The sequence below is a fragment of the Bradyrhizobium diazoefficiens genome, from assembly GCF_016616235.1.
Classification (GTDB): Bacteria; Pseudomonadota; Alphaproteobacteria; order Rhizobiales; family Xanthobacteraceae; genus Bradyrhizobium; species Bradyrhizobium diazoefficiens_H.
Genome location: NZ_CP067100.1, coordinates 2,989,906 through 3,012,008 on the forward strand (window position 1 = coordinate 2,989,906; position 22,103 = coordinate 3,012,008).

General features: G+C 65.4%; 18 protein-coding genes. 15 read left to right on the forward strand and 3 right to left on the reverse strand.

The genetic code is table 11. The annotated features are described in order from the left end of the window. Positions 1–3 precede the first annotated feature (3 nt). On the reverse strand, positions 4–1,074 hold the full coding sequence (gene waaF / locus JJB99_RS14085) for a lipopolysaccharide heptosyltransferase II (protein ID WP_200499315.1): 1,071 nt from the start codon (positions 1,072–1,074) through the stop codon (positions 4–6). Between the two features lie 159 nt (positions 1,075–1,233). Here waaF and rfaD point away from each other — a divergent pair, with 159 nt between their 5' ends. The 6 genes from rfaD (at position 1,234) to JJB99_RS14115 (ending at position 9,171) form a co-directional block, all read left to right on the forward strand. After that, positions 1,234–2,214: an ADP-glyceromanno-heptose 6-epimerase gene (gene rfaD / locus JJB99_RS14090; protein ID WP_200499316.1), complete on the forward strand. Its 981-nt coding sequence runs from the start codon at positions 1,234–1,236 to the stop codon at positions 2,212–2,214. Between the two features lie 13 nt (positions 2,215–2,227). Next, positions 2,228–3,712, forward strand: a complete 1,485-nt coding sequence (gene rfaE1, locus JJB99_RS14095) for a D-glycero-beta-D-manno-heptose-7-phosphate kinase (protein ID WP_200499317.1) — start codon at positions 2,228–2,230, stop codon at positions 3,710–3,712. After that, positions 3,709–5,007, forward strand: coding sequence for an O-antigen ligase family protein (locus tag JJB99_RS14100; RefSeq protein ID WP_200499318.1), 1,299 nt, complete (start codon positions 3,709–3,711; stop codon positions 5,005–5,007). Before rfaE1 ends, JJB99_RS14100 begins: the two co-directional genes overlap by 4 nt. A gap of 83 nt (positions 5,008–5,090) precedes the next feature. Beyond that, positions 5,091–7,004, forward strand: coding sequence for a nucleoside-diphosphate sugar epimerase/dehydratase (locus JJB99_RS14105; RefSeq protein ID WP_200499319.1), 1,914 nt, complete (start codon positions 5,091–5,093; stop codon positions 7,002–7,004). A gap of 2 nt (positions 7,005–7,006) precedes the next feature. Further along, positions 7,007–8,227, forward strand: a complete 1,221-nt coding sequence (locus JJB99_RS14110) for a glycosyltransferase family 4 protein (protein ID WP_200499320.1) — start codon at positions 7,007–7,009, stop codon at positions 8,225–8,227. Continuing rightward, positions 8,224–9,171: an NAD-dependent epimerase/dehydratase family protein gene (locus tag JJB99_RS14115; RefSeq protein ID WP_200499321.1), complete on the forward strand. Its 948-nt coding sequence runs from the start codon at positions 8,224–8,226 to the stop codon at positions 9,169–9,171. The genes JJB99_RS14110 and JJB99_RS14115 overlap by 4 nt, the downstream gene beginning before the upstream one ends. Here the strand turns inward: JJB99_RS14115 and JJB99_RS14120 are convergent. Both JJB99_RS14120 and JJB99_RS14125 read right to left on the reverse strand, forming a co-directional pair. Beyond that, positions 9,159–10,148: an MraY family glycosyltransferase gene (locus JJB99_RS14120; RefSeq protein WP_200500156.1), complete on the reverse strand. Its 990-nt coding sequence runs from the start codon at positions 10,146–10,148 to the stop codon at positions 9,159–9,161. The genes JJB99_RS14115 and JJB99_RS14120 overlap by 13 nt on opposite strands. 26 nt (positions 10,149–10,174) lie before the next feature. Beyond that, positions 10,175–11,134, reverse strand: coding sequence for a lysylphosphatidylglycerol synthase transmembrane domain-containing protein (locus tag JJB99_RS14125; RefSeq protein WP_200499322.1), 960 nt, complete (start codon positions 11,132–11,134; stop codon positions 10,175–10,177). 212 nt (positions 11,135–11,346) lie between these two features. Here JJB99_RS14125 and JJB99_RS14130 point away from each other — a divergent pair, with 212 nt between their 5' ends. From JJB99_RS14130 to JJB99_RS14170, 9 genes are all read left to right on the forward strand, one after another. Beyond that, positions 11,347–12,336: an NAD-dependent epimerase gene (locus JJB99_RS14130; protein ID WP_200499323.1), complete on the forward strand. Its 990-nt coding sequence runs from the start codon at positions 11,347–11,349 to the stop codon at positions 12,334–12,336. A 7-nt stretch (positions 12,337–12,343) separates the two neighbouring features. Then, complete coding sequence (locus tag JJB99_RS14135) at positions 12,344–13,756, forward strand: mannose-1-phosphate guanylyltransferase/mannose-6-phosphate isomerase (protein WP_200499324.1); 1,413 nt, start codon at positions 12,344–12,346, stop codon at positions 13,754–13,756. Between the two features lie 180 nt (positions 13,757–13,936). Continuing rightward, positions 13,937–14,941, forward strand: coding sequence for a Gfo/Idh/MocA family protein (locus JJB99_RS14140; RefSeq protein WP_200499325.1), 1,005 nt, complete (start codon positions 13,937–13,939; stop codon positions 14,939–14,941). A 9-nt stretch (positions 14,942–14,950) separates the two neighbouring features. Further along, a complete protein-coding gene (locus JJB99_RS14145; protein WP_283816040.1) occupies positions 14,951–16,138 on the forward strand; it encodes a DegT/DnrJ/EryC1/StrS family aminotransferase in 1,188 nt (395 codons plus the stop codon). Positions 16,139–16,335: 197 nt separating this feature from the next. Continuing rightward, positions 16,336–17,862 carry a murein biosynthesis integral membrane protein MurJ gene (murJ, locus tag JJB99_RS14150; protein ID WP_200499326.1) on the forward strand — a complete coding sequence of 509 codons (1,527 nt, stop codon included), beginning with the start codon at positions 16,336–16,338 and terminating at the stop codon, positions 17,860–17,862. Positions 17,863–17,941: 79 nt separating this feature from the next. Beyond that, positions 17,942–18,331, forward strand: a complete 390-nt coding sequence (locus tag JJB99_RS14155; RefSeq protein ID WP_200500158.1) for a VOC family protein — start codon at positions 17,942–17,944, stop codon at positions 18,329–18,331. A 385-nt stretch (positions 18,332–18,716) separates the two neighbouring features. Then, positions 18,717–18,959, forward strand: coding sequence for a DUF1127 domain-containing protein (locus JJB99_RS14160; protein WP_349629016.1), 243 nt, complete (start codon positions 18,717–18,719; stop codon positions 18,957–18,959). A 228-nt stretch (positions 18,960–19,187) separates the two neighbouring features. Further along, positions 19,188–21,497, forward strand: coding sequence for a xanthine dehydrogenase family protein molybdopterin-binding subunit (locus JJB99_RS14165; RefSeq protein WP_200499328.1), 2,310 nt, complete (start codon positions 19,188–19,190; stop codon positions 21,495–21,497). 94 nt (positions 21,498–21,591) lie between these two features. Continuing rightward, entirely contained in the window at positions 21,592–22,041 is a 450-nt protein-coding gene (locus JJB99_RS14170) for a c-type cytochrome (RefSeq protein ID WP_200499329.1), read from the forward strand. The last annotated feature ends 62 nt before the right edge of the window (positions 22,042–22,103 follow it).

The window sequence follows — 22,103 nt, forward strand, 5'->3', positions numbered from 1 at the left end:
CGATTAGCTCTCCACCCTTGCCCCTGCCTCCGCCAGCACTCGCTCCGCAATCCCCACCACCTCAGCCGCCGCGATATCCCGCATACACCGGTGATCGTTCATCTTGCAGACCGTGCGCTGGCAGGGCTGGCAGGAGAGCACGCTCTTGTCCTGGACCACCGTGGCAGCGAGGCCATTCAACGGCGCCCAGAGGTAGGGGCTGGTCGGGCCGAAGATGCCCATGGTGGGAGTGCCGAGGGCAGCGGCGATGTGCATCAGGCCGGAATCGTTGGTGATGGCGACGCCGGCGGCGGCCATCGCCAACACGCCGTTGCGCAAATCGTTGCCGGTGAGGTCGCGGACGCCGGGGCCTCCCGCCGCGACGATTTCCTGGGCGAGGCCCTTTTCCGCGGGGCCGCCGACCACCCAGACCTCGAGCCCGCGCTCAACCAGCAGGCGGGCGGCCTCCGAATAGTAGGTCCAGCGCTTTGAGACGCCGACCGAGCCGGGGGCGAGCGCTACCGCGGCCCCGCCACGGATGCCATTGGCCTCGCGCCAGCGGGCAATCTCCTCGGCCGGGACCCGCAATTGCGGCACCGGCCATTCCGGCGGCAGGGGGGCGCCGTCGGGCTGGGCCAGGGCGGCATTCTCGTCGATGAAGCGCGGGAGCTTGCTCTCGCCCCAGCGCCAGTGGTTGATCAGGCCGAACCGGAACTCGCCGACCCAGCCGACCCGTTCGGGGATGCCGGCCAGCCTCGGCGCAATGGCTGCCTTCCAGGTTCGGGGCAGCACCAGGGCGGTGCCGTAGTTTTCCGCCCGCAGCAGTTTTGCCAGGCCGAACTGGCGACGCACCGCGAGCCGGCTGCGCGGCAGGTCCCAGACGATGCCGCGGCGGACCCCGGGCATATAATCGACCAGCGGAGCACATAGGGTCGTGGTCAGAAGGTCGACCGGCCTGTTCGGCCAGCGCTCCTTCAGGACCCGCACCACGGTATGGTTCCGGACGAAATCGCCGATCCACATATAGGGAATGATCAGGATCGGGCGCGTGTCGTCCCGATCTGCATTTCCGCTAAGTTGCGAATCTTTGTTCATTCGTTAATTGGGCCAGGAACAAGCTGATGTTGGCGGTTCGGTTAGCCGCTCCGGGCCGGCAGGTAAAGCCACACGAGCCCGAATCCCAAAACCGCTTACACTTTGGTGGATCATGCGCTAGGGCAGGACCAGACCACAAAATCGGGCAGGGATTTCTGAATGTTGCTGGTGACCGGCGGGGCCGGTTTTATCGGATCGAATGTCGTCGCCGCCCTGAACGAGGCCGGCCGCAGCGATGTCGTGGTTTGCGATCTGCTCGGCAGCGACGGCAAGTGGCGGAACCTCGCCAAGCGGCAACTCGTGGATATCGTCCCGCCCGCTGAATTGCTCGACTGGCTGAAGGGCCGCACGCTCGATGCCGTGATCCATCTCGGGGCGATCTCCGAGACCACCGCGACCGATGGCGACCTCGTGATCGAGACCAATTTTCGCCTCTCCATGCGCCTGCTCGATTGGTGCACGGCGAATGCTGTGCCGCTCATCTACGCGTCCTCGGCGGCGACCTATGGCGACGGCGCGGAAGGCTTCGATGACGACGCCTCGCTGCCAGCGCTGAAGAAACTGCGACCGATGAACCTCTACGGCTGGAGCAAGCATCTGTTCGATCTCGCGGTCGGCGAGCGCGCCGCGAACGGCGATCCGCTCCCGCCGCAATGGGCGGGCCTGAAATTCTTCAACGTGTTCGGCCCCAACGAGTACCACAAGGGCACAATGATGAGCGTGCTGGCGCGCCGCTTCGACGACGTCAGGGCGGGCCGTGTCGTGCAACTGTTCAAGTCGCACCGTGAAGGCATCGCCGACGGCGATCAGCGGCGCGATTTCATCTATGTCGACGACGTCGTCCGCGTCGTGATGTGGCTGCTGGCGACGCCGTCGGTCTCAGGCCTGTTCAATGTCGGCACCGGCAAGGCGCGCAGCTTCAGGGACCTGATGCTGGCTGCCTATGCCGCGCTCGGCACCAGGCCCAATATCGAATACATCGACATGCCCGAGCAGATCCGCGGCGCTTACCAGTACTTCACCCAGAGCAAGGTCGATCGCCTGCTCCGCGCCGGCTATAACGGCGGCTTCACGGCGCTCGAAGACGCAGTGAAGGCCTATGTCGGGAATTATCTCGACCGACCTGACCGCTTCCGCTGAAATCATAGGACCCATGGCGACGCCCATTCTCGATTTCGATTCCCTCGCGCAGGCCATCTCAGGCCGCACGGTGCTGTGCATCGGCGACATCATGCTGGACGAATTCGTCTATGGCGAGGTGTCGCGGATTTCGCCGGAAGCGCCCGCGCCTGTCATCGCGGCACAGCGCAGCGAAATCCATATCGGCGGCGCCGGCAACGTCGCGTGCAATGTCGCATCCCTTGGTGCGCGCTGCGTTTTCGTTGGGCTGGTCGGCGAGGACGATGCGGGCAAGCGGCTCGCCTCCGCGCTGGCGGAGCATGGGGCAATCGAAAGCGTGCTGGTGTGCGATCCCTCACGGCCGACGACGCGAAAGGTCCGCTTCGTCTCCGAGCATTTCTCCACCCATATGCTGCGCGCGGATTGGGAGCAGGTGTTAGCGGCCTCCGATGACATCGAGACCAGGCTGATCGAGGCGATCGTGGCGCAGATCGCGCGCGCCGACATCGTGCTGCTCTCGGACTACGCCAAGGGCGTGCTGACCGCGCGCGTGATCCGCCACACGATCGACGCCGCGCGAGGCGCCGGCAAGCCGGTGATCGTCGATCCCAAGAGCCTGAACTGGGCGATCTATCGCGGCGCCACGCTGCTGACGCCCAACCGCAAGGAATTCTCGGAGGCGACGCGAAGCCGCGCCGATACGCCGCAGAGCATCGTCGATGCCAGCGAAGACGTGATACGGCTTGCCGATTGCGAGGCGATCCTGGTCACGCAGGGCGAGCACGGCATGACGCTGGTGCCGCGCAGCGGCGAGGCGGTTCATGTTCCGGCTTTCCCGGTCAAGGTGCGCGATGTCTCCGGCGCGGGCGACACCGTTGCCGCGGCGCTTGCAGTGTCGCTTGCGGCCGGCGCGGACTGGGACACCGCGCTGCGCATGGCCAATGCCGCCGCGGCCGTCGCCGTCGGCAAGCAGGGCACGGCCAGCGTTAGCGTGGCCGAGCTGCGGCGCAAGATCCTGCCGCATGCCTATCTCGCGGCCGAGGAGAAGATTGTGCTCGAGCCTGATGCGCTCGACGCGCAGCTTGCCCAATGGCGCAGGCAGGGCCAGCGCGTCGGCTTCACCAATGGCTGCTTCGACATCCTGCATCCCGGCCACGTGAAGGTGCTGACCGCGGCGCGCGCCGCCTGCGACCGCCTCATCGTCGGGCTCAACAGCGATGCCTCGGTGCGGCGGCTGAAGGGCGCTGATCGCCCGGTGCAGGACGAGCGGGCACGTGCGGAGGTGCTGGCGGCGCTCGAAGCCGTCGATCTCGTCGTCATCTTCGAGGAGGACACGCCGATCGACCTGATCACCCGCATCAAGCCGAGCGCACTGGTGAAGGGCGGCGACTACACCCGCGAGCAGGTGGTCGGCCATGAGATCGTCGAGGCCGCCGGCGGAACCGTGGTGCTGGTCGACATCCTCCAGGGTTTCAGCACGACGGCGCTGGTCCATCGCGCGCGGGGAGGGATCAAGTGACGGACCAGACGACGGCGCTTGCCCGGGAAACAGCCACCCGGACGCTGCGGCGGCGCCTGCGCAGTCCGGCGGCCTGGAGCGAGACGGCCGATCTGTTTGCGATCCTGACCGTGGTCGCGCTGCCGTGGTCGACGTCGCTCACGGCGATCTTCAACGTCGCGTTCCTGGTCTGCATGGTGCCGTTCCTCGACATCAGGGCATTCCTGCAATCACTGACGCGTCCGATCTGCGCCGCGCCGATCGCGATGGTCCTGCTCGCGCTGGCGGGCACGCTGTGGTCGGATGCGGACTGGGGCGCACGCCTCTATGCGCTGAGCCCGACCGCCAAGCTGCTGGTGCTGCCGGCGCTGCTCTATCATTTCGAGCGTTCGCCGCGTGGACACAGGATCTTCATCGCTTTCCTGGTGTCCTGCGCGCTGCTGTCGGTGATGTCCTGGCTGGTCGCCTTCTATCCCGGCCTGACGCTCAAGCCCGACCACCTCGAGCGCGGCATCTTCGTCAAGAACTACATCGACCAGAGCCAGGAATTCACGCTCTGCGCGGTCGGGCTCGCCTATCCCGTCGCGATGCTGCTGCGGCAGAAGCGCTACTGGTCCGCAGCACTCTTGACCGCGCTGGCGCTGAGCTTCTTCGTCAACATGGCGTTCGTGGTGGTGTCGCGCACCGCGCTCGTCACCGTTCCGATCATGTTCGGCGTGTTCGCGCTGCTGCATTTGCGGTGGCGCAGCATCGCAATCATCTCCGCCGCTGTGGTCGTCGGCGCAGCTCTCGCCTGGCAGGCCTCGCCGCAATTGCGCAGGACCGCCGACACGTTCGTCAGCGACTACACGCGCTATGTGGAAAAGGGCGAGCCGACCTCGCTGGGCCTGCGGCTCGAGTTCTGGCGGAAATCGCTCGGCTTCTTCGCGGAGGCGCCGATCCTGGGGCACGGCACCGGCTCGACCCGCCGATTGTTCGAGCAGGTCGCGACCCCCAGCGGGCACTACCAGGCCTCCGCCGAGGTGATCGGAAATCCGCATAACCAGACGCTGAATGTCGCCGTGCAATGGGGCGTCATCGGCATCGCGATTCTCTACGCGATCTGGATCCTGCATCTGCGCCTGTTCCGCGGCGACGGGCTCGCCAACTGGGTCGGGCTTCTGGTCGTGGTCCAGAACGTCTTCACCTCGCTGTTCAACTCCCATCTGTTCGACTACCACGAGGGCTGGATGTACGTCATCGGCGTCGCCGTTGCCGGCGGCATGGTGCTCAGGCCACAACAGGCCGAGGCGAAGATGGGGGAAGCCGGTTCCTGAACCGCCGCGCGGCTGGCAAGTCTTGCCGGGATAGGCTATCAGCGCGGTCAGGTTGCACTAACTGGGTTTTCATCGGTCGTCGGATGACGCGTCTTTCGCATCTCACCTTGCGCAATTTCCTGATCGCGCTCCACGACCTGCTGGCGACCACGGCGGCGCTGTTCGCAGCCTTCTATCTGCGATTCGAGGGCGGCGAGTTCTTCTACGATCGCCTGCCGCTGCTCCTCCAGATCCTGCCCTACTTCCTCGCCTTCAGCGTGGTCGTGTTCTTCGTCTTCAACCTGACCACGACGAAATGGCGCTTCATCTCGCTGCCGGACGCGCTGAACATCATCCGCGTCGCGACCGTGCTGACGGTTGCCCTGCTCGTGCTCGACTACGTTTTCGTCGCGCCCAACGTCCGCGGCTCCTTCTTTCTCGGCAAGGTGACGATCGTCCTCTACTGGTTCCTCGAGATCGCCTTCCTGAGCGCGCTGCGCATGACCTATCGCTACTTCCGCTACACGCGGGTGCGCCGTCATGCGCGCGGTGAGGATGCCGCGCCGACGCTGCTGATCGGCCGCGCCGCCGATGCCGAGGTGCTGCTGCGCGGCATCGAGAGCGGCGCGATCAAGCGCATCTGGCCGGTCGGCGTCCTGTCGCCGTCGAGCTCGGATCTCGGCCAGTTTATCCGCAACGTGCCGGTGCTGGGCGGCATCGACGATATCGAGGACGTCGTCGCCGACTTCGCCAAGCGCAACAAGGCCATCGCTCGCATCGTCATGACGCCGTCAGCGTTCGAGCCGGAGGCGCATCCGGAGCAGATCCTGATGCGGGCGCGCAAGCTTGGCGTGATCGTCAACCGCATGCCCTCGCTCGAGAGCGGCGATACGCCGCGCCTGACGGCCGTCGCGGTCGAGGACCTCCTGCTGCGGCCGAGCGAGAAGATCGACTATGCGCGGTTAGAGGCCCTGATCAGGGGCAAGGCGGTGATCGTGACCGGCGGCGGCGGCTCGATCGGCTCCGAGATCTGCGAGCGCGTCGTCGCCTTCGGTGCCGCGCGGCTCTTGATCGTGGAGAATTCCGAGCCGGCGCTCTACGCCATCACGGAAGTACTCGCCGCGCAAGGCGCGGCAGCCGAGATCGAGGGGCGGATCGCCGACATCCGTGACCGCGAGCGCATCATGCGCCTGATGGCCGAGTTCAAGCCGGACATCGTGTTTCACGCCGCCGCGCTCAAGCACGTGCCGATCCTCGAACGCGACTGGAGCGAGGGCGTCAAGACCAACATCTTCGGCTCGATCAACGTCGCCGACGCGGCCCATCATGCCGGAGCCGAAGCCATGGTGATGATATCGACCGACAAGGCGATCGAGCCGGTGTCGATGCTCGGCCTCACCAAGCGCTTCGCCGAGATGTACTGCCAGGCGCTCGACCACGATCTTGCGGCGGCGGGCAGCAGCGGCAAGCGGCCGATGCGGCTGATCTCGGTCCGGTTCGGCAATGTGCTGGCCTCGAACGGATCGGTGGTGCCGAAGTTCAAGGCCCAGATCGAGGCCGGCGGCCCGGTGACGGTGACGCATCCCGATATGGTCCGCTACTTCATGACCATCCGCGAGGCCTGCGATCTCGTCATCACGGCGGCGACGCACGCGCTCGGAACGCAGCGTCCCGACGTCTCGGTCTACGTGCTCAACATGGGCCAGCCGGTGAAGATCGTCGATCTCGCCGAACGCATGATCCGCCTCTCCGGCCTGCAACCCGGCTACGATATCGAGATCGTGTTCACCGGCATGCGGCCGGGCGAGCGGTTGCACGAGATCCTGTTCGCCTCCGAGGAGCCGACCCGCGAGATCGGTGTTGCCGGCATCATGGCTGCGCAGCCGAACGAGCCGCCGATGCAGACCCTGCGCAAATGGATCGCGGCGCTCGAGCAGGCGATCGCGCGCGACGATCGCGCCACGATCAGGACCATCCTGAAGGATGCGGTTCCGGAATTCGGGTCGACCGCGGCCTGATCATGCAGCCCCAAGGCAAGATCGTCGTCGCGAGCCAGCATTATCCGCCCGATCCGAGCACCACCGCCGCGATCATGGCGGAGATCGCCTGCCGCCTCGCCATGGACCACGAGGTCGTCGTGCTGTCGGGCTCGCCCGGCGATTTGCCGGCCGCGCTGACCGGCCCGGGCAAGCCACGCGTCGTGGCCGTCAAGAACCGGATCGCGGGCAAGACCGCGCTGGTGCGGCGCGCCGCGATCGAGCTCCTGTTTGCGCTGCGCATTTTCGTTTCATTGATGCGCGAGCTGAAGCGCGGCGACGTGGTGCTCACCGTGACGGCGCCGTTCATGCTGCCCTACACGGTCGCCGCGGCGGCGTGGCTCAAGCGTGCGCGTTCGGCGCTGATCCTGCACGACCTCTTTCCCGACGTGCTGGTGACGGCGGGCCTGCTCAAGCCCGGTTCGATCGTGGCGCGGACCATGCGCGCCGCCAACAGCCTGATGTTTCGCGCGCTCAACGCGGTCATCACCATCGGCCGCGACGCTGAAGCGCCGCTGCTGAGCTATTCCGGCATGACGCGGAACAAGATCCGCTTCATCCCGAACTGGGCGACGCTCGCCCCCGTGCCGCGTCCGATCTCGCCTGACAATCCTTTCCGCAAGGCGATAGCCGCGCGCTTCATCGTCGGACTATCGGGCAATCTCGGCTTCACCCACGATCCCGAGATCGTGTTCGAGGCGGCGCGGCTGCTCAGGGACGAGCCTGACATCCACTTCCTGCTCTCCGGCTGGGGCATCGGTTTCGAGCGGCTGAAGCAATTGCAGAGTGAAGCGAACCTCGCCAATGTCTCCTTCGTGGCGCGGGTCGAGGACGCCGAGCTCGAGGCGTTCCTGGCGTCGGCCAATCTCTGGATCATTCCGTACCGCAAGGACGTTGCGGGGGTGTCGGTGCCGAGCCGGTTCTACAATCTGCTGGCGGTCGGCCGTCCCGTGGTGCTGGTGTCCGAACCGGAGGCCGAAGCCGCGCTGACGGTGATGGAGAACGGGCTTGGCTGGGTGGTGACGCCCGGCCGCGCTGATCAGCTCGCCGGGGCGATCCGCGCCGCTGCCCGGTCCAATGACGGCGACATGGCGGCGCGCGCCGTGAAGGCGGCCAAACGATTCGATCGCGCGACCGCGATGAATGCCTATGCCGCCCTTGCCGACGAATTGTTGCGCAACCCGGACCTTTCGGAGCAACGATGAGCGAGCGAAAACTGACCGTGCTGGTGACGGGAGCGAGCGGTTTCGTCGGCCGTCATGTCGCCCCGGCGCTCGCGCGCGAGGGATGGCAGGTCCGCCGCGCGGTCCGCAGCCTCGATGGCACCGACGACGAGGTCGTGATCGAATCGATCGGGCCCGAGACCGACTGGAAATCCGCACTCGACGGCGTCGATGCGGTGGTCCATCTCGCCGCGCGCGTGCATCACAAGCACGAGGAGCACGCGGTCCAGCTCTACCGCAACGTCAATATCGCGGGGACGCTGCACCTGGCGCGCTCCGCGGCGACCGCCGGCGTGCGCCAGTTCATCTTCGTCAGCACCGTGCTGGTGCACGGCCGCAGCAACGAGGGCCGCGCGCCGTTCAGCGAGGACGACATCCTGACCCCGCGCGGCCTCTATGGCATGTCCAAGGCCGCCGCCGAGGCGGGCTTGCGGACGCTGGCGCGCGACAGCGAGATGAAGATCTCGGTGATCAGGCCGCCGCTGGTCTATGGCGCCGGCGCCAAAGGCAATTTCGCGCTGCTGACGCGTGCGGTGAGCCTGGGGCTACCGCTGCCTTTTGCCGCGATCCGCAATCAGCGCGCGTTCCTCGCCGTGCAGAACCTGTCGTCATTCATCCTGCGCCGGCTGTCGCATCCCGATCCCGCGAGCAATTTCGAGATCTTCCTGGTCGCGGACAGGGAGCAGGTCTCGACGCCGGAATTCATCGAGCGCCTGGCCAAGGCCGCCGGCAAGAGCCCGCGGCTGTTCGGCATGCCGCCGGACCTGCTCTCGACGCTGCTCAGCCTGATGGGCCGCCAGGATACGCATGACAGCCTGATCGGCTCGCTCGAGCTCAACGTTTCCAAGGCGATTGCAACCGGCTGGCAGCCGCAGGTCTCGCTGGACGAGGGCTTGCGGCTCGCGCTGTCGGCTCAGGAGGGCTGAGGGCGGGAGAAGCGCCGCAGCACGAAGGCGATCGCGATCGCGCCGGCGAGCAGCGCGACGGACGTGACCGCCACCGAACCGGCGCGAACCGTGAGGATGGCAAGCAACGCCAGCACGAGGTTGAGCGCGAACACCTCGCCGATCACGCGCGGAACCGTGAAGCCATTGTCGGTGGCGCGCTGATAGAAATGCGAGCGGTGCGCCGCCCAGAACTGCTCGCGCCACGCGATGCGGCGAAACAGCGTGATGGTGGAATCGGCGAGATAGTAAGCCGGCAGCAGCAGTGCCGCGGCCTGCTGTCCGCGCCAGGCGAGCTCCAGCAGGCACCAGCCGAGCAACAGGCCGACCGGCAGGCTGCCGACATCGCCCAAGAAGACTTTCGCGGTCGGCTTGTTGAAGGGCGCAAAGCCGAGCATGGCGCCACACAGGGCCGTGGGGATCAGCACGGCCGGCCATGAGAGATCGCCGAGCAGGCCCAGCAGCAGCAGCGCCGCGGTGACCGGCACCACTTCGGCTACCGTCATCAGGTCGAGCCCGTCCATGAAGTTGACGAGGTTCACGAACCAGATTCCGGCGAGCAGGATCAGGCCGCGTTCCAGCATGAGCGGCAGCGCCGGCACGATGCGCGCGGTCTCGGGCGCGGTGAACACCACGGCGCCGACGCAGGCCGCTTGCAGCACGAGCCGCACCGGCACCGGCAGCGACACGATGTCGTCGGCGAATCCGACCAGCGCGATCACGATCGTCGCAATGACGAGCGTCAGGGGGATCGCGATGTTCGCCCAGGCCGCCCACGCCGATGCGACGACGAGCGTCGCTGCTATCACCGCGATGCCTGCGCCCTGCGGGGTCGGGATGCGATGCGAGGATCGGGCGTTCGGCCTAGCCAGTGCGTAGCGCTGGAGCAGGGGGCGGCTGGTCGAGGTGATCAGGGCCGAGATCAGCGCGGCGATCGCGACGGCAAGCAGCGAGGCCATGACGGGAAAAGCGTCGGCGGTCGGGCTCACTCCGGCACTCCGAGCGGCACCGAGCCTTGCGCGGCCTTCTCCGCGCTGAGGATCCAGACCAGGCCGCCAAACCCGCCGACGATGAACGAGACCGCGCCGAACAGCAGCGAGACGTTGACGCCTTCGTTGGCAGCGAGCCCTGCGAAGCCGAAGGCGAGACCCATGGTCGCCTCGCGCACGCCCCAGCCAGCGATCGAGATCGGCATCAGGGTGATCAGCATGACCGGCGGGACCAGCAGGAACACCTGTCCGAACGTGACGGGCGCCGCGATCGACTGCACCACGCACCAGGCGACGACGACGGCGAGCACGTGAATGAGTAGCGACAGGATCGCGACGATCGGTCCGCGCCTGGCGTTGAAGATCACGCGATTGGCAATCACGGCGCAGGCGTGGATGTGATGAGTGGCCCACCAGGTCTTCAGCCAGCGCCATGTCAGCGCGCCGAAGATCAGAAAGCCGATGCCGCCTGCGAGCGCGGCGAGATCGACGAGCAGCAGCGCCGAGCGTCCGTGCGGATCGGTGATGAGCTCGTAGCTCCAGGGCAGGCTCGCCACGATGAGAATCGCGAGCGCGACGAGGCCGATCGCGCGATCGACGAAGATCGAATAGGTGGCCGCGCGCCAGCCGGCGCCGGCGCGTGCGACCAGCCACAGCCGGACCGCATCGCCGCCGATCGCGGAGGGCAGCGTCTGGTTGAAGAACGCGCCGATCACGTTGTAACGCATCGCCCGACCGAGCTCGAGCGGCGCGCCGCATGCGGCGCTGATCTCGCGCCAGCGCAGCACGCCGACGAAGATCTGCAGAAACGTGACCGCGATCGCCATCGCGATCCAGAACAGGCTGGTCGCAGTGAAGCGCGACAACAATTCGGTCAGATCGACCTTGCGCAGCGCCAGATAGAGCAGCGCTGCGGAAATCAGGATCTTGGCCGCAGAAAGCAGGATTCGGCGCATCTCGCCCGCATGATCAGAGTTTGCGAAGATTTGAGGCAACCCGACGCAGGGCGCCGAATTCGGCCGCTTTGGTATGGTTTTGGCGCCGATCTTGCAATAGCGGTTATTGGGAAGCGGTTATTGGAGCAGCCATGAACGACGGTGCGCTATTGCGAGCGCCTCGCTCCCGCGGCTAAAGAGGCGACGAGAGCTGGGGATCCCGCGGGAACAGGATGACAGATCAGGTGATTTTGGTCACGGGAGCTGCCGGCTTCATCGGCTTTCACGTCGCCCGGCAGCTCCTGGGCGAGGGCCGGCCCGTCGTCGGGCTCGACAATCTCAACAGCTATTACGATCCGGCGCTGAAAAAGGCCCGCCTGGCGCAGCTTGGGAACGCGTCCGGCTTCTCCTTCATCGAGGCCGATCTCGCTGACCGCGACACCATCGCGGCGCTGTTTGCGCGGCACGGATTTGCGCAGGTCGTGCATCTCGCAGCCCAGGCCGGCGTGCGCTACTCGATCGAGCAGCCGCACGCTTATGCTGACTCCAATCTGACGGGCTTTCTCAACGTGCTCGAGGGCTGCCGTCACAACGGTTGTCGTCATCTCGTCTACGCCTCGTCATCCTCCGTTTACGGCGCCAACACTAAACTGCCGTTTGCCGTGCAGGACCGGACCGATCATCCCGTGAGCTTCTATGCCGCGACCAAGAAGGCGAACGAAGTGATGGCGCAGTCCTACAGCCATCTTTACCGCCTGCCGGTCACGGGCCTGCGCTTCTTCACCATCTACGGCCCGTGGGGCCGGCCGGATATGGCGATGTTTCTGTTTGTGAACGCCATCATGGAGGGCCGGCCGATCCGGCTCTTTAACCATGGCAGAATGCGCCGCGACTTCACCTACATTGACGACGTCACCCGCGTCGTGTCCAAGCTGCTCGACCGGGTGCCCGCGGACGATCCGGCCGCCGGAAATGCGCCGTCCAAGCTCTACAATGTCGGCAACCACCACCCCGAGGAGCTGATGCATGTCGTCGGACTTCTGGAGCAGGAGCTGGGCCGGACAGCAGTCAAGGAATTGCTGCCGATGCAGCCGGGGGATGTTTTGGAAACGTTCGCGGATGTCGAGGACCTGATGCGCGATACCGGCTTTGCGCCGTCGACGCCGATCGAACATGGGGTCCGTAATTTTGTCGCCTGGTATCGGGACCACTACAAGGATTGAGATGACGATGGACAAACGCATTATCCCCCTGATCATGTGCGGCGGTGCCGGCACGCGGCTGTGGCCAGCCTCGCGCGAGGTGCGCCCGAAACAATTCCTGCCGTTGTTCGGCACGCGCTCGACCTTCCAGGACACGCTGCTGCGCGTCTCGGACGGCGCGCTGTTCGACCGCCCGATCGTCATCACCAACACCTCCTATCGCTTCATGGTGCTGGAGCAGCTCGCCGAGATCGGCATCGAGGCCGACGTGATCCTCGAGCCGATGCGGCGCGATTCCGGTCCTGCGATCGCAGCCGGCGCGGTGTTCGCCCAAGCGCGCGCCAAGGAGGCGGTCGTGCTTGCGCTCGCCGCCGACCATGTGGTGCAGGACAATGCCGCCTTCGTCGCCGCGTGCCGCGAGGGGTTGGCTGCCGCGAGCACCGGCCGCATTGTCACCTTCGGCGTCAAGCCGGAGCGGCCGGCGACCGAATACGGCTATATCAGCCCGGGCGAGGTGATCTCCGGCACGGTGCACGCCGTCGCGCGCTTCGTCGAGAAGCCGGACGCCGTGAAGGCGGCCGACTACGTCAATTCGGGCTATTTCTGGAACAGCGGCAACTTCATGTTTCCCGCGGCCCTGCTGCTCGATGAATACCGCAGGATCGACGCGGCCAGCGTGGAAGCGGTCTCCAATGCGGTCGCCAGGGCCGGGCGCGATCTCGGCTTCGTCACGCTCGAGCCGACGGCATTCGGCGCGGCCAAGGCGATCTCGATCGACTATGCGGTGATGGAGAAGACCGCGCGCGCCGCCGTGGTGCCGGTGTCCTGCGGCTGGTCCGACGTCGGCTCCTGGCGCGCGGTGTGGGAGCTGTCCGACAAGGATGCGCAAGGCAACGCCGCGCACGGCACCGCCGTGTTCGAGGATTCCCGCAACTGCAACGTCACCAGCGATCATGCGCTGGTCGCGCTCGAAGGCGTCGACGATCTCGTCGTGGTCGCGACGGCGGATGCGGTGCTGGTGTCGCGGCAGCAGGATGCCAACGGCCTCAAGCGCCTCGTGACCAAGCTCAAGACGGTCGCGCCGAAGGTCACCGAGGAGCACCTCAAGGTGCATCGTCCCTGGGGCAGCTATCAGTCCGTCGACAATGGCGCCCGCCACCAGGTCAAGCGCATCGTGGTGAAGCCGGGCGGGCGGCTGTCGCTGCAGAAGCACCACCATCGGGCCGAGCACTGGATCGTGGTCCGCGGCGCGGCCCGGGTCACCGTCGACGAGACGGTGAAGACCGTGCACGAGAACGAGTCGATCTACATTCCGATGGGCGCCGTTCATCGACTCGAGAACCCTGGCAAGATCATGCTGGAACTGATCGAGGTCCAGACCGGCTCCTATCTCGGGGAAGACGACATCATCCGGATTGAAGACGACTATCAAAGGTCGTAACCAGCAAACTCCGAATCACGCGATCCGGCCAAGGCGGCCTCATTTGGCGGCCTGACGCCCGGGAAACGTGTAATTTTTTGAATCAAATCGTGTCCGGGTAGCTGACCCGGCATTCGCCACAAATGTGACGTCCGTGCTAGAAGCGGCCCGGGGATTTGCGTTGAATCGGGGTTTACTCAGATGAGTTCCAAAGGGTCTCAACCGGCAAAGGCCGGCTTGCGCGTCGGCGTCATTGGCGCCGGCGTGATGGGCAGCAACCACGCGCGCGTGCTCAGCGGTCTTCCCGGCGTCAGCCTCGTCGGCGTGGTCGATCCGTCGCCGGTGCACCTGACCCGCACCATCCAGCTTGCCGACTGCCAGGGCTTCGAGACGCTCGACGAGCTCCTCGCCGCCGGCGTCGATGCCGTCACCATCGCAGCGCCCACCCATCTGCATCACGAGATCGCGCTCGCCTGCATCGCCAGGAACGTTCACGTCCTGGTCGAGAAGCCGATCGCCTCCACGGTCGCGGAAGGCCGCGAGATCGTCGCCGCCGCGCAAAGGGCCGGCGTGACGCTGATGATCGGCCATGTCGAGCGCTTCAATCCGGCGGTCGCGGCCGTCAAGCAGGCGATTGCGGGCGAGGACATCCTCTCGATCGCGATCACGCGCGTCGGCCCGTTCCCTCCGCGCATGTCCAATGTCGGCGTCGTCATCGATCTCGCCGTGCACGACATCGATCTGATCCGCTGGTTCACCGAATCCGACATCGTCGAGGTACAGCCGCAATTGTCGAGCGCGGTCGCAGAGCGCGAGGACATCGCGCTGTTGCAGTTCCGCACCGCAAGTGGCGTGCTCGCCCACATCAACACCAACTGGCTGACGCCGTTCAAGGCGCGCAGCGTCACCGTCGCGACCCGTGGCAAATATGTGATGGGCGATCTGCTCACGCGCCAGGTCACCGAGTGCTTCGGCTTCAAGCCTGATGGCAGCTACTCGATGCGGCATCTGCCGGTCGGTCATGACGAGCCGCTCCGCGCCGAGCTGATCGCGTTCTTGAAGGCCGTGCGAAACGGCGAGACGCCGGCGGTGACCGGTGACGAAGGCGTTGCCAGCCTCGAGATCGCAACGCAATGTCTGGAAACGCCGTCGCGGCCCGCGGCTACGTCGGCCGCCCGCAAGGGTCCGCGCCGCGTTGCCGGCTAAAACCTTCCCATGTCGACCACGCGAGAAGGCGCCAAGAACCAGGCCATGAACCAGCACTTACGTTCCGAACCAATTCCTTTCATCGACGTTGCTTCGCAGCGCGTCCGGCTCGGCGCCTCGCTCGATGCCGCGGTCAAGCGCGTGATGGACCATTGCCAGTTCGTCAATGGTCCTGAGGTCTTCGAACTCGAGAAGCAGCTTGCGACTTATTGCGGCGCCAAGCACGTGGTGGCCTGCTCCAACGGCACCGATGCGCTTCTGATGGTGCTGATGGCGAAGAACGTCGGGCCCGGCGATGCCGTGCTGTGTCCTTCCTTCACCTTCATCGCGACCGCGTCGCCGGCGGCACGGACCGGCGCGACGCCTGTTTATGTCGACGTCGATGAGACCACCTTCAACATGAGCCCGGAGTCGCTCAAGCGCGGCATCGCGGCCGCCCGCAAGGCCGGCTTGAAGCCGGTTGCGGTCATTCCGGTCGATTTGTTCGGCCAGCCCGCCGAGCACGATGCCATCGCCGAGATCGCCAGGACCGAAGGCCTGTTCGTGATCGATGACGCCGCGCAAGGTTTTGGCGCAAGCTACAAGGGACGCAAGCTCGGCACCTTCGGGCTCGCCACCACGACCAGCTTCTTCCCTGCCAAGCCGCTCGGCTGTTTTGGTGACGGCGGCGCGATCTTCACCGATGACGACGAACTCGCCGCCACGCTGCGCAGCATCCGCGTGCACGGGCAGGGCGTCGACAAATACGACAACGTCCGCCTCGGCCTGACCGGCCGGCTCGACACCATGCAGGCTGCGGTCCTGATCGAGAAGCTGAAGATCTTCGACGACGAGATCGCCGCCCGTAATAGGGTCGCCGAGCGTTACGCGCGCGGCCTGTCCAACGTGGTCACCGTGCCGCGTCTGGCGCCGGGCAACACCTCGGTCTGGGCGCAGTACACGATCCGACTGCTTGAAGGCACCGATCGCGACGGCTTCGCCGCCGCGCTAAAAGCCCAGGGCGTGCCGACTGCGATCTATTACGGCAAGTCGATGCACCAGCAGACCGCCTACCAGCAGTATCCGGTCGCCGACCGCGGGCTGCCTGTTTGTGAGCGCCTGTCGCAGGACGTGATCAGCTTGCCGATGCATGCCTACCTGACGGAAGCCGATCAGGAGCGGGTCATCGCCGCCGTCCGCGGCGCGATTGCGGGCTGATCTTGCTTCACCTCTCCCGCTTGCTTGCGGGAGAGGTCGGATCGCGCAGTGATCCGGGTGAGGGCTTTCTCCTCTTGGGGAGTGTCTCTATGCGGAAGCAGCCCTCTCCCCAGCCCTCCCCCCGCAAGCGGGGAGGGAGCGCACCTCGACTTTGGTTTGCACCTAGACCTGATCGCGCCATGCTCTAAAACAGACGCATGCTCGGACGCATCTTCACGGTCGGTGGTTACACGCTGCTCTCGCGGCTGACGGGGTTTGCCCGCGACATCATGCTTGCGGCGATTCTCGGCGCCGGCCCGGTGGCCGACGCCTTTTTCGTGGCGCTGCGGCTGCCCAATCATTTTCGCGCGATCTTTGCCGAGGGTGCCTTCAACGCCGCCTGGGTGCCGGCCTATGCGCATGTCCATGGCGAACGCGGGGAGGGGGCGGCAAAACTGTTCGCCAACCGCATTTTCACGCTGCTGCTGGCCTCGCAAATCGTGCTGCTGATCGTCGCCTGGCTGTTCATGCCGCAGGCCATGAGCATACTTGCGCCCGGCTTTTCCGAGGATGCGGAGCAGCGCAAGCTCGCGATCGAGCTGACCCGGATCACCTTTCCCTATCTGCTGCTGATCACGCTCGTCACGCTCTATGGCGGCATGCTCAACGTGATGCAGCGCTTTGCCAGCGCCGCCGCCGCCTCGATCTTCCTCAACGTCGCGATGATGATGACACTGGCGCTGGCCGCCTGGTTTCCGACCGCGGGCCATGCGGCGGCCTGGGGCGTTCTGATCTCCGGCTTCCTGCAATATTTTTTGCTCGCCGGCGATCTCGCCCGCCATGGCGGCCTGCCGCGCTTTGCGCCGCTCAAGCTCGACGAAGACGTCCGCGGCTTCTTCAGGGCGCTGGGACCTGCGACACTCGGCTCGATGGGCACGCAGGTCGCCCTGTTTGCCGACACCATCATTGCGACGTTCCTGCCCGCAGGCGCGCTGTCGGCGCTCTACTACGCCGACCGCCTCAACCAGCTCCCGATTGGCGTGATCGGCATCGCCATCGGCACGGTGCTGCTGCCGGAGATGTCGCGGCGGATCACGGCCAACGACCATGACGGCGCGATGAAGGCGCAGCGCCGCGCCTTCGACTTCACGCTGCTGTTCTCGGTGCCGTTCGTGGCGGCCTTTCTCACCGTGCCCGACGAGATTATGCGCGCGCTGTTCGCCCGTGGCGCCTTCTCCAAGGCCGATGCGGTGGCCGCAGGCAGCACGCTCGCGGCTTATGCCATCGGCCTCATTCCTTTCGTGCTGATCCGCAGCGCGGTCGCGACCTTCTATGCGCGCAAGGACACCGCGACGCCGGTCCGCGCCTCGCTCTCGGGCATCGCCGTCAACGTCGCCCTGAAGCTCGCCTTGATGGGATCGCTCGCCCAGATCGGCCTTGCCCTGGCGACTGCCGTCGGCGTCTGGACCAATCTCTTGCTGGTGCTGTTCTTCGCGGTGCGGCGAGGTTTTCTCGTGTTGGACCGCGCCTGGCTGATGTCGCTCGTCAAATTCCTGCTGACCGGCATCATCCTTGCCGCGGCCTTCTGGCTGATCGCGCGCTTCAGTGCTTCCTCGCTGGGCTCGATGCACTTCCACGATGAATTGACGCTGAGCCTGTTGGCCATCGGCGGAGTAATCGTCTATGTGCTCGCAATTCTCGTCCTGTTCGGCCGCAGCTGGCTGGTCTCCCTGGTGCGCGGCTAGGGCATGTCCTCAATGGAGACCGAACCTATTACAGTGGCTCGCCAGTTTTTCTCGTTGTGAAAACGAATTGGTAGCCTGCATGCGACAACATCTGAGCCTTACCGCGGTGATCGTTCGAGACTATAGCGAGGCGATTGCATTCTTTGTCGACAAGCTCGGATTTGAGCTTCGGGAAGACGCGCGTCTCGACGAGGAGAAACGCTGGCTCGTCGTCGCGCCGCCCGGCAGCACCGAGAGCGGCATTCTGCCGGCAAAGGCTGCGACCCCGGCCCAGGCACAGGCCATCGGCAATCAGAGCGGCGGCCGCGTCTTTCTGTTCCTGGCGACCGACGATTTCAATCGCGATTACGAAACGTTTCGAAAGCGAGGCGTCAAGTTTCTCGAAGAGCCGCGCCGTGAGCCTTATGGAACGGTCGCGGTGTTTGAGGACCTCTACGGCAATCGATGGGACTTGATTGAGCGAACATAGGGCGTCGGAAGTACCGCAGGCCCGGCGCGGCCTGAGGCAATTCCGCCATGACGGGCGAGCGGTGCTTTTCGCGGCCTGCGGCCAATGCGCATGGCGAAAGCCATGCTCGCCCTCAGGGTGCAGCCAACATCCGCACATCCCTTGATTTTGCACGATTGCCGTGGTATTGACGGCTCATGACCAAATCAATGCGCAAGTCACCTTCAACCACATGACCCGCTTCGGCTGGGCCGTGGAAGGAGTCGTGCGCTAGGAATTCGACGACGACATCTTTTCCACCAGGCCCCGCCGGCATCGGACGGGGCCTTTTGTTTGGCCACGTTTCCTGCCGGCACAACAGCAGGAGCGTGCGATGCCACCTCAACTAACGGACAGCACATGCGGGATGGAGGGCGATGCCGCGAGGCGCGGCCTCGACCTCTCTATCGTCTTGAGCTTGCTCAAGCGATATTGGCGAGTGCTTCAGCAGCGGCGCCAGGGCCAGCAGGTCACCTTACAGGACCTGAGTGACAGGGAGCTGATGGATATCGGCCTGACGCGCGGTGAGATCGACTACTTCACGCCTGAAAGGGCTATTGATAGGCTGAGAGATCGCGCGATGGATCCGTGGGGGCGCGGTGGGATGTAACTTGTCGACAGGCTTGGTGGACTGCGTCTTCGCGACCGATCCTTCGAGACGCCCGCTTTTGGCGGGCTCCTCAGAATGAGGTCGTGTTTCGCGGCGCAATCTAGACGGTATGATGACGGGTGCGCGGCGCTTTCCGGCCTGCGCCAGTGTGCCTGTCTAAACCCGTTTGCCTTGCCCCTTTTTCCACGGCAATATACCGTAAAACAACCATGAGAACGGGAAGATAAAATGGCGGCTCCCATCAAGTTCGGCGTTGGCCAAAGCGTGCTGCGCAAGGAGGATGACGCGCTGATCCGCGGCAAGGGCCGCTATACCGACGATTACGCGCCGCAGGCTGCGCTGCGCTGCCTGGTGCTGCGCTCGCCGCATGCGCATGCCACATATACCATCGATGCGAGCCGCGCCCGCACCCTTCCTGGCGTCGCGCTGATTCTGACTGCTGCCGACGTTGCGGATCTCGGCAATCTGCCGTGCCTGTTCAATCTCGAGACCGATCCGTTCACCGGCCCGCCTTACCCGATCCTCGCAAAGGACGAAGTGCGCCATGTCGGCGATGCCATCGCCTTCGTGGTCGCCGAGACCATCGACCAGGCCCGCGACGCGATCGAGGCGGTCGAGATCAAATGGTCGCCGCTGCCGGCGGTGACCGGCGTCGTCAATGCCGTGAAGAAGGGCGCGCCGCAGGTCTGGCCCGACAAGCCCGGCAACGTGCTGTTCGACGTCTCGATCGGCGACAAGGCCGCGACTGACGCTGCGTTTGCGAAAGCGCATGCCGTCGCCGAGATCTCCATCGTCAATCCGCGCGTGGTCGCGAGCTTCATGGAGACGCGTGCGGCGGTTTGCGAATACGACGCCAAGAACGATCATCTGACGCTGACGGTCGGCAGCCAGGGCAGCCACCGGCTGCGCGACATCCTCTGCCAGAACGTGCTCAACATCCCCACCGAGAAGATGCGGGTGATCTGCCCCGACGTCGGCGGCGGCTTTGGCACAAAGCTGTTTCCGTACCGGGAATATGCGCTGATGGCGGTCGCCGCGCGCAAACTGAAGAAGGCGGTGAAATGGGCGGCCGACCGCTCCGAGCACTTCATGGGCGATGCGCAGGGCCGCGACAACGTCACCACCGCAAAAATGGCGCTGGCCGAGGACGGCAAATTTCTCGCGATGGATTGCGACCTGATGGGCGACATGGGCGCGTATCTGTCGACGTTCGGGCCCTACATCCCCCATGGCGGCGCCGGCATGCTGCCGGGGCTCTATGACATCCAGGCGTTTCACTGCCGGGTGCGCACCATCTTCACCCACAGCGTGCCGGTCGACGCGTATCGCGGCGCGGGCCGGCCTGAGGCGGCCTATGTCATCGAGCGCCTCGTCGACGCCTGCGCGCGAAAACTCGACATGACGGTGGATGCCATCCGCCGCAAGAATTTCATCCCGCCGAAGGCGCTGCCTTACAAGACTGCGACCGGCAAGGTCTACGATTCCGGCGATTTCGCCGCGCATCTCAAGCGCGCGATGGAGATCGCCGACTGGAAGGAATTTGGAAAGCGCGCCAAGGCGGCCAAGAAGCACGGCCTGATCCGCGGCATCGGGCTTGCGAGCTATGTCGAGATCTGCGGCGTGATGGGCGAGGAGACCGCCAATGTGCGGCTCGATCCCAGCGGCGACGTCACCGTCCTGATCGGCACGCAGTCGAGCGGACAGGGGCATCAGACCGCCTATGCGCAGATCGTCGCCGAGCAGTTCGGCCTGCCGCCGGAGCGCGTACATGTCCGCCAGGGGGACACCGCCGAGATCGCCACGGGGCTCGGCACCGGCGGCTCGGCCTCGATTCCGTCCGGCGGCGTCAGCGTCGAGCGTGCCACGCGCGAGCTCGGCACCAAGCTGAAGGAGATCGCGGCGCAGGCGCTCGAAGCTAGCGCCGGCGACCTCGAGATCACCGACGGTATCATCCGGATCGCCGGCACCGACCGCGCGATCTCGTTTGCCGATCTTGCCAAGCGGCCCGGCGCCGATCCGTCGAAGCTGAACGGCAGCGCGACCTTCGCCAGCGCCGACGGCACCTATCCCAACGGCACGCATCTGGCGGAAGTCGAGATCGATCCGGCCACCGGCATCATCAAAATCGTCAACTACGTGATCGTCGACGATTTCGGCAAGACACTCAATCCGCTGCTGCTGGCAGGGCAGGTGCATGGCGGAGCCATGCAGGGCATCGGCCAAGCGCTGATGGAGCAGGTGGTTTATGGTGCCACCGACGGCCAGCTCATCACCGCGACCTACATGGACTACGCGCTGCCGCGCGCGGCGGACGGGCCGGCCTTCGTGTTCGAGACCGCCAACGTTCCCTGCAAGACCAATCCGCTGGGGGTGAAGGGCGCGGGCGAGGCCGGCGCAATCGGCTCCTGTCCGGCTGTCGTCAACGCCATCGTCGACGCCCTCTGGCGCGAATACAAGATCGACCACATCGACATGCCGGCGACCCCGGAGCGGGTGTGGATCGCCATCAACGAGCACCGCCGGCGTCACAGCCTGTAAGGATCGGATCCGCGCGGGAATAAACGCCCGCCGCGGGATTCTATCCATGGGCGGCCTTTTTCCCAACCGACCTTGCGAGCCGGAGACTTTCCCAATGAAACGAACGATGATTGTCGCGGGCATCCTGCTGCTGGGTGCGGGCGCCGTGATGGCGCAGCAGGAGATTGCGGTCCAGCAGGACAATCTGATGCGCTCGATCGCCAAGAACCAGTATGGCATCATCCAGAAGATGACGAAGGGCGACATCCCCTACGACCGGAAAGCCGCCGAACAAGCCATCGCCAGCATCGAGGCCGATGTCGCCAAGATTGCCAAGACGTTCGAGGTCAATCCCAAGCAGGACGTCGTCAACGCGACTTATGGCTCCTCGCAAAAAATTTGGCAGAACAAGGCCGATTTCGATTCCAAGATTCCGCCGGTGCAGAAGGCGATCGCAGACGTGAAGGGCAAGATCACCGATCTGGCGAGCCTGAAGGCCGCCTACACAGCGGTCAACGACCGCTGCAACGATTGCCACGAGACGTATCGGGTGAAGTTGAAGTAGGGCGGCGTAGCTGGTTCATCCCGGCTACCGGATTTATGGCGGGCCTGTCATCGCAGGCAAAT

Coding starts and splice junctions, on each gene's coding strand:
- JJB99_RS14165 (WP_200499328.1), top strand. CDS start 19,188: ATGGCGGCTCCCATCAAGTTCGGCGTTGGCCAAAGCGTGCTGCGCAAG.
- JJB99_RS14130 (WP_200499323.1), top strand. CDS start 11,347: ATGACAGATCAGGTGATTTTGGTCACGGGAGCTGCCGGCTTCATCGGC.
- JJB99_RS14145 (WP_283816040.1), top strand. CDS start 14,951: ATGTCGACCACGCGAGAAGGCGCCAAGAACCAGGCCATGAACCAGCAC.
- JJB99_RS14105 (WP_200499319.1), top strand. CDS start 5,091: ATGACGCGTCTTTCGCATCTCACCTTGCGCAATTTCCTGATCGCGCTC.
- JJB99_RS14125 (WP_200499322.1), bottom strand. CDS start 11,134: ATGCGCCGAATCCTGCTTTCTGCGGCCAAGATCCTGATTTCCGCAGCG.
- JJB99_RS14155 (WP_200500158.1), top strand. CDS start 17,942: ATGCGACAACATCTGAGCCTTACCGCGGTGATCGTTCGAGACTATAGC.
- JJB99_RS14115 (WP_200499321.1), top strand. CDS start 8,224: ATGAGCGAGCGAAAACTGACCGTGCTGGTGACGGGAGCGAGCGGTTTC.
- JJB99_RS14170 (WP_200499329.1), top strand. CDS start 21,592: ATGAAACGAACGATGATTGTCGCGGGCATCCTGCTGCTGGGTGCGGGC.
- JJB99_RS14120 (WP_200500156.1), bottom strand. CDS start 10,148: ATGGCCTCGCTGCTTGCCGTCGCGATCGCCGCGCTGATCTCGGCCCTG.
- JJB99_RS14160 (WP_349629016.1), top strand. CDS start 18,717: ATGGAGGGCGATGCCGCGAGGCGCGGCCTCGACCTCTCTATCGTCTTG.
- rfaE1 (WP_200499317.1), top strand. CDS start 2,228: ATGGCGACGCCCATTCTCGATTTCGATTCCCTCGCGCAGGCCATCTCA.
- JJB99_RS14140 (WP_200499325.1), top strand. CDS start 13,937: ATGAGTTCCAAAGGGTCTCAACCGGCAAAGGCCGGCTTGCGCGTCGGC.
- waaF (WP_200499315.1), bottom strand. CDS start 1,074: ATGAACAAAGATTCGCAACTTAGCGGAAATGCAGATCGGGACGACACG.
- JJB99_RS14135 (WP_200499324.1), top strand. CDS start 12,344: ATGGACAAACGCATTATCCCCCTGATCATGTGCGGCGGTGCCGGCACG.
- JJB99_RS14110 (WP_200499320.1), top strand. CDS start 7,007: ATGCAGCCCCAAGGCAAGATCGTCGTCGCGAGCCAGCATTATCCGCCC.
- rfaD (WP_200499316.1), top strand. CDS start 1,234: ATGTTGCTGGTGACCGGCGGGGCCGGTTTTATCGGATCGAATGTCGTC.
- murJ (WP_200499326.1), top strand. CDS start 16,336: ATGCTCGGACGCATCTTCACGGTCGGTGGTTACACGCTGCTCTCGCGG.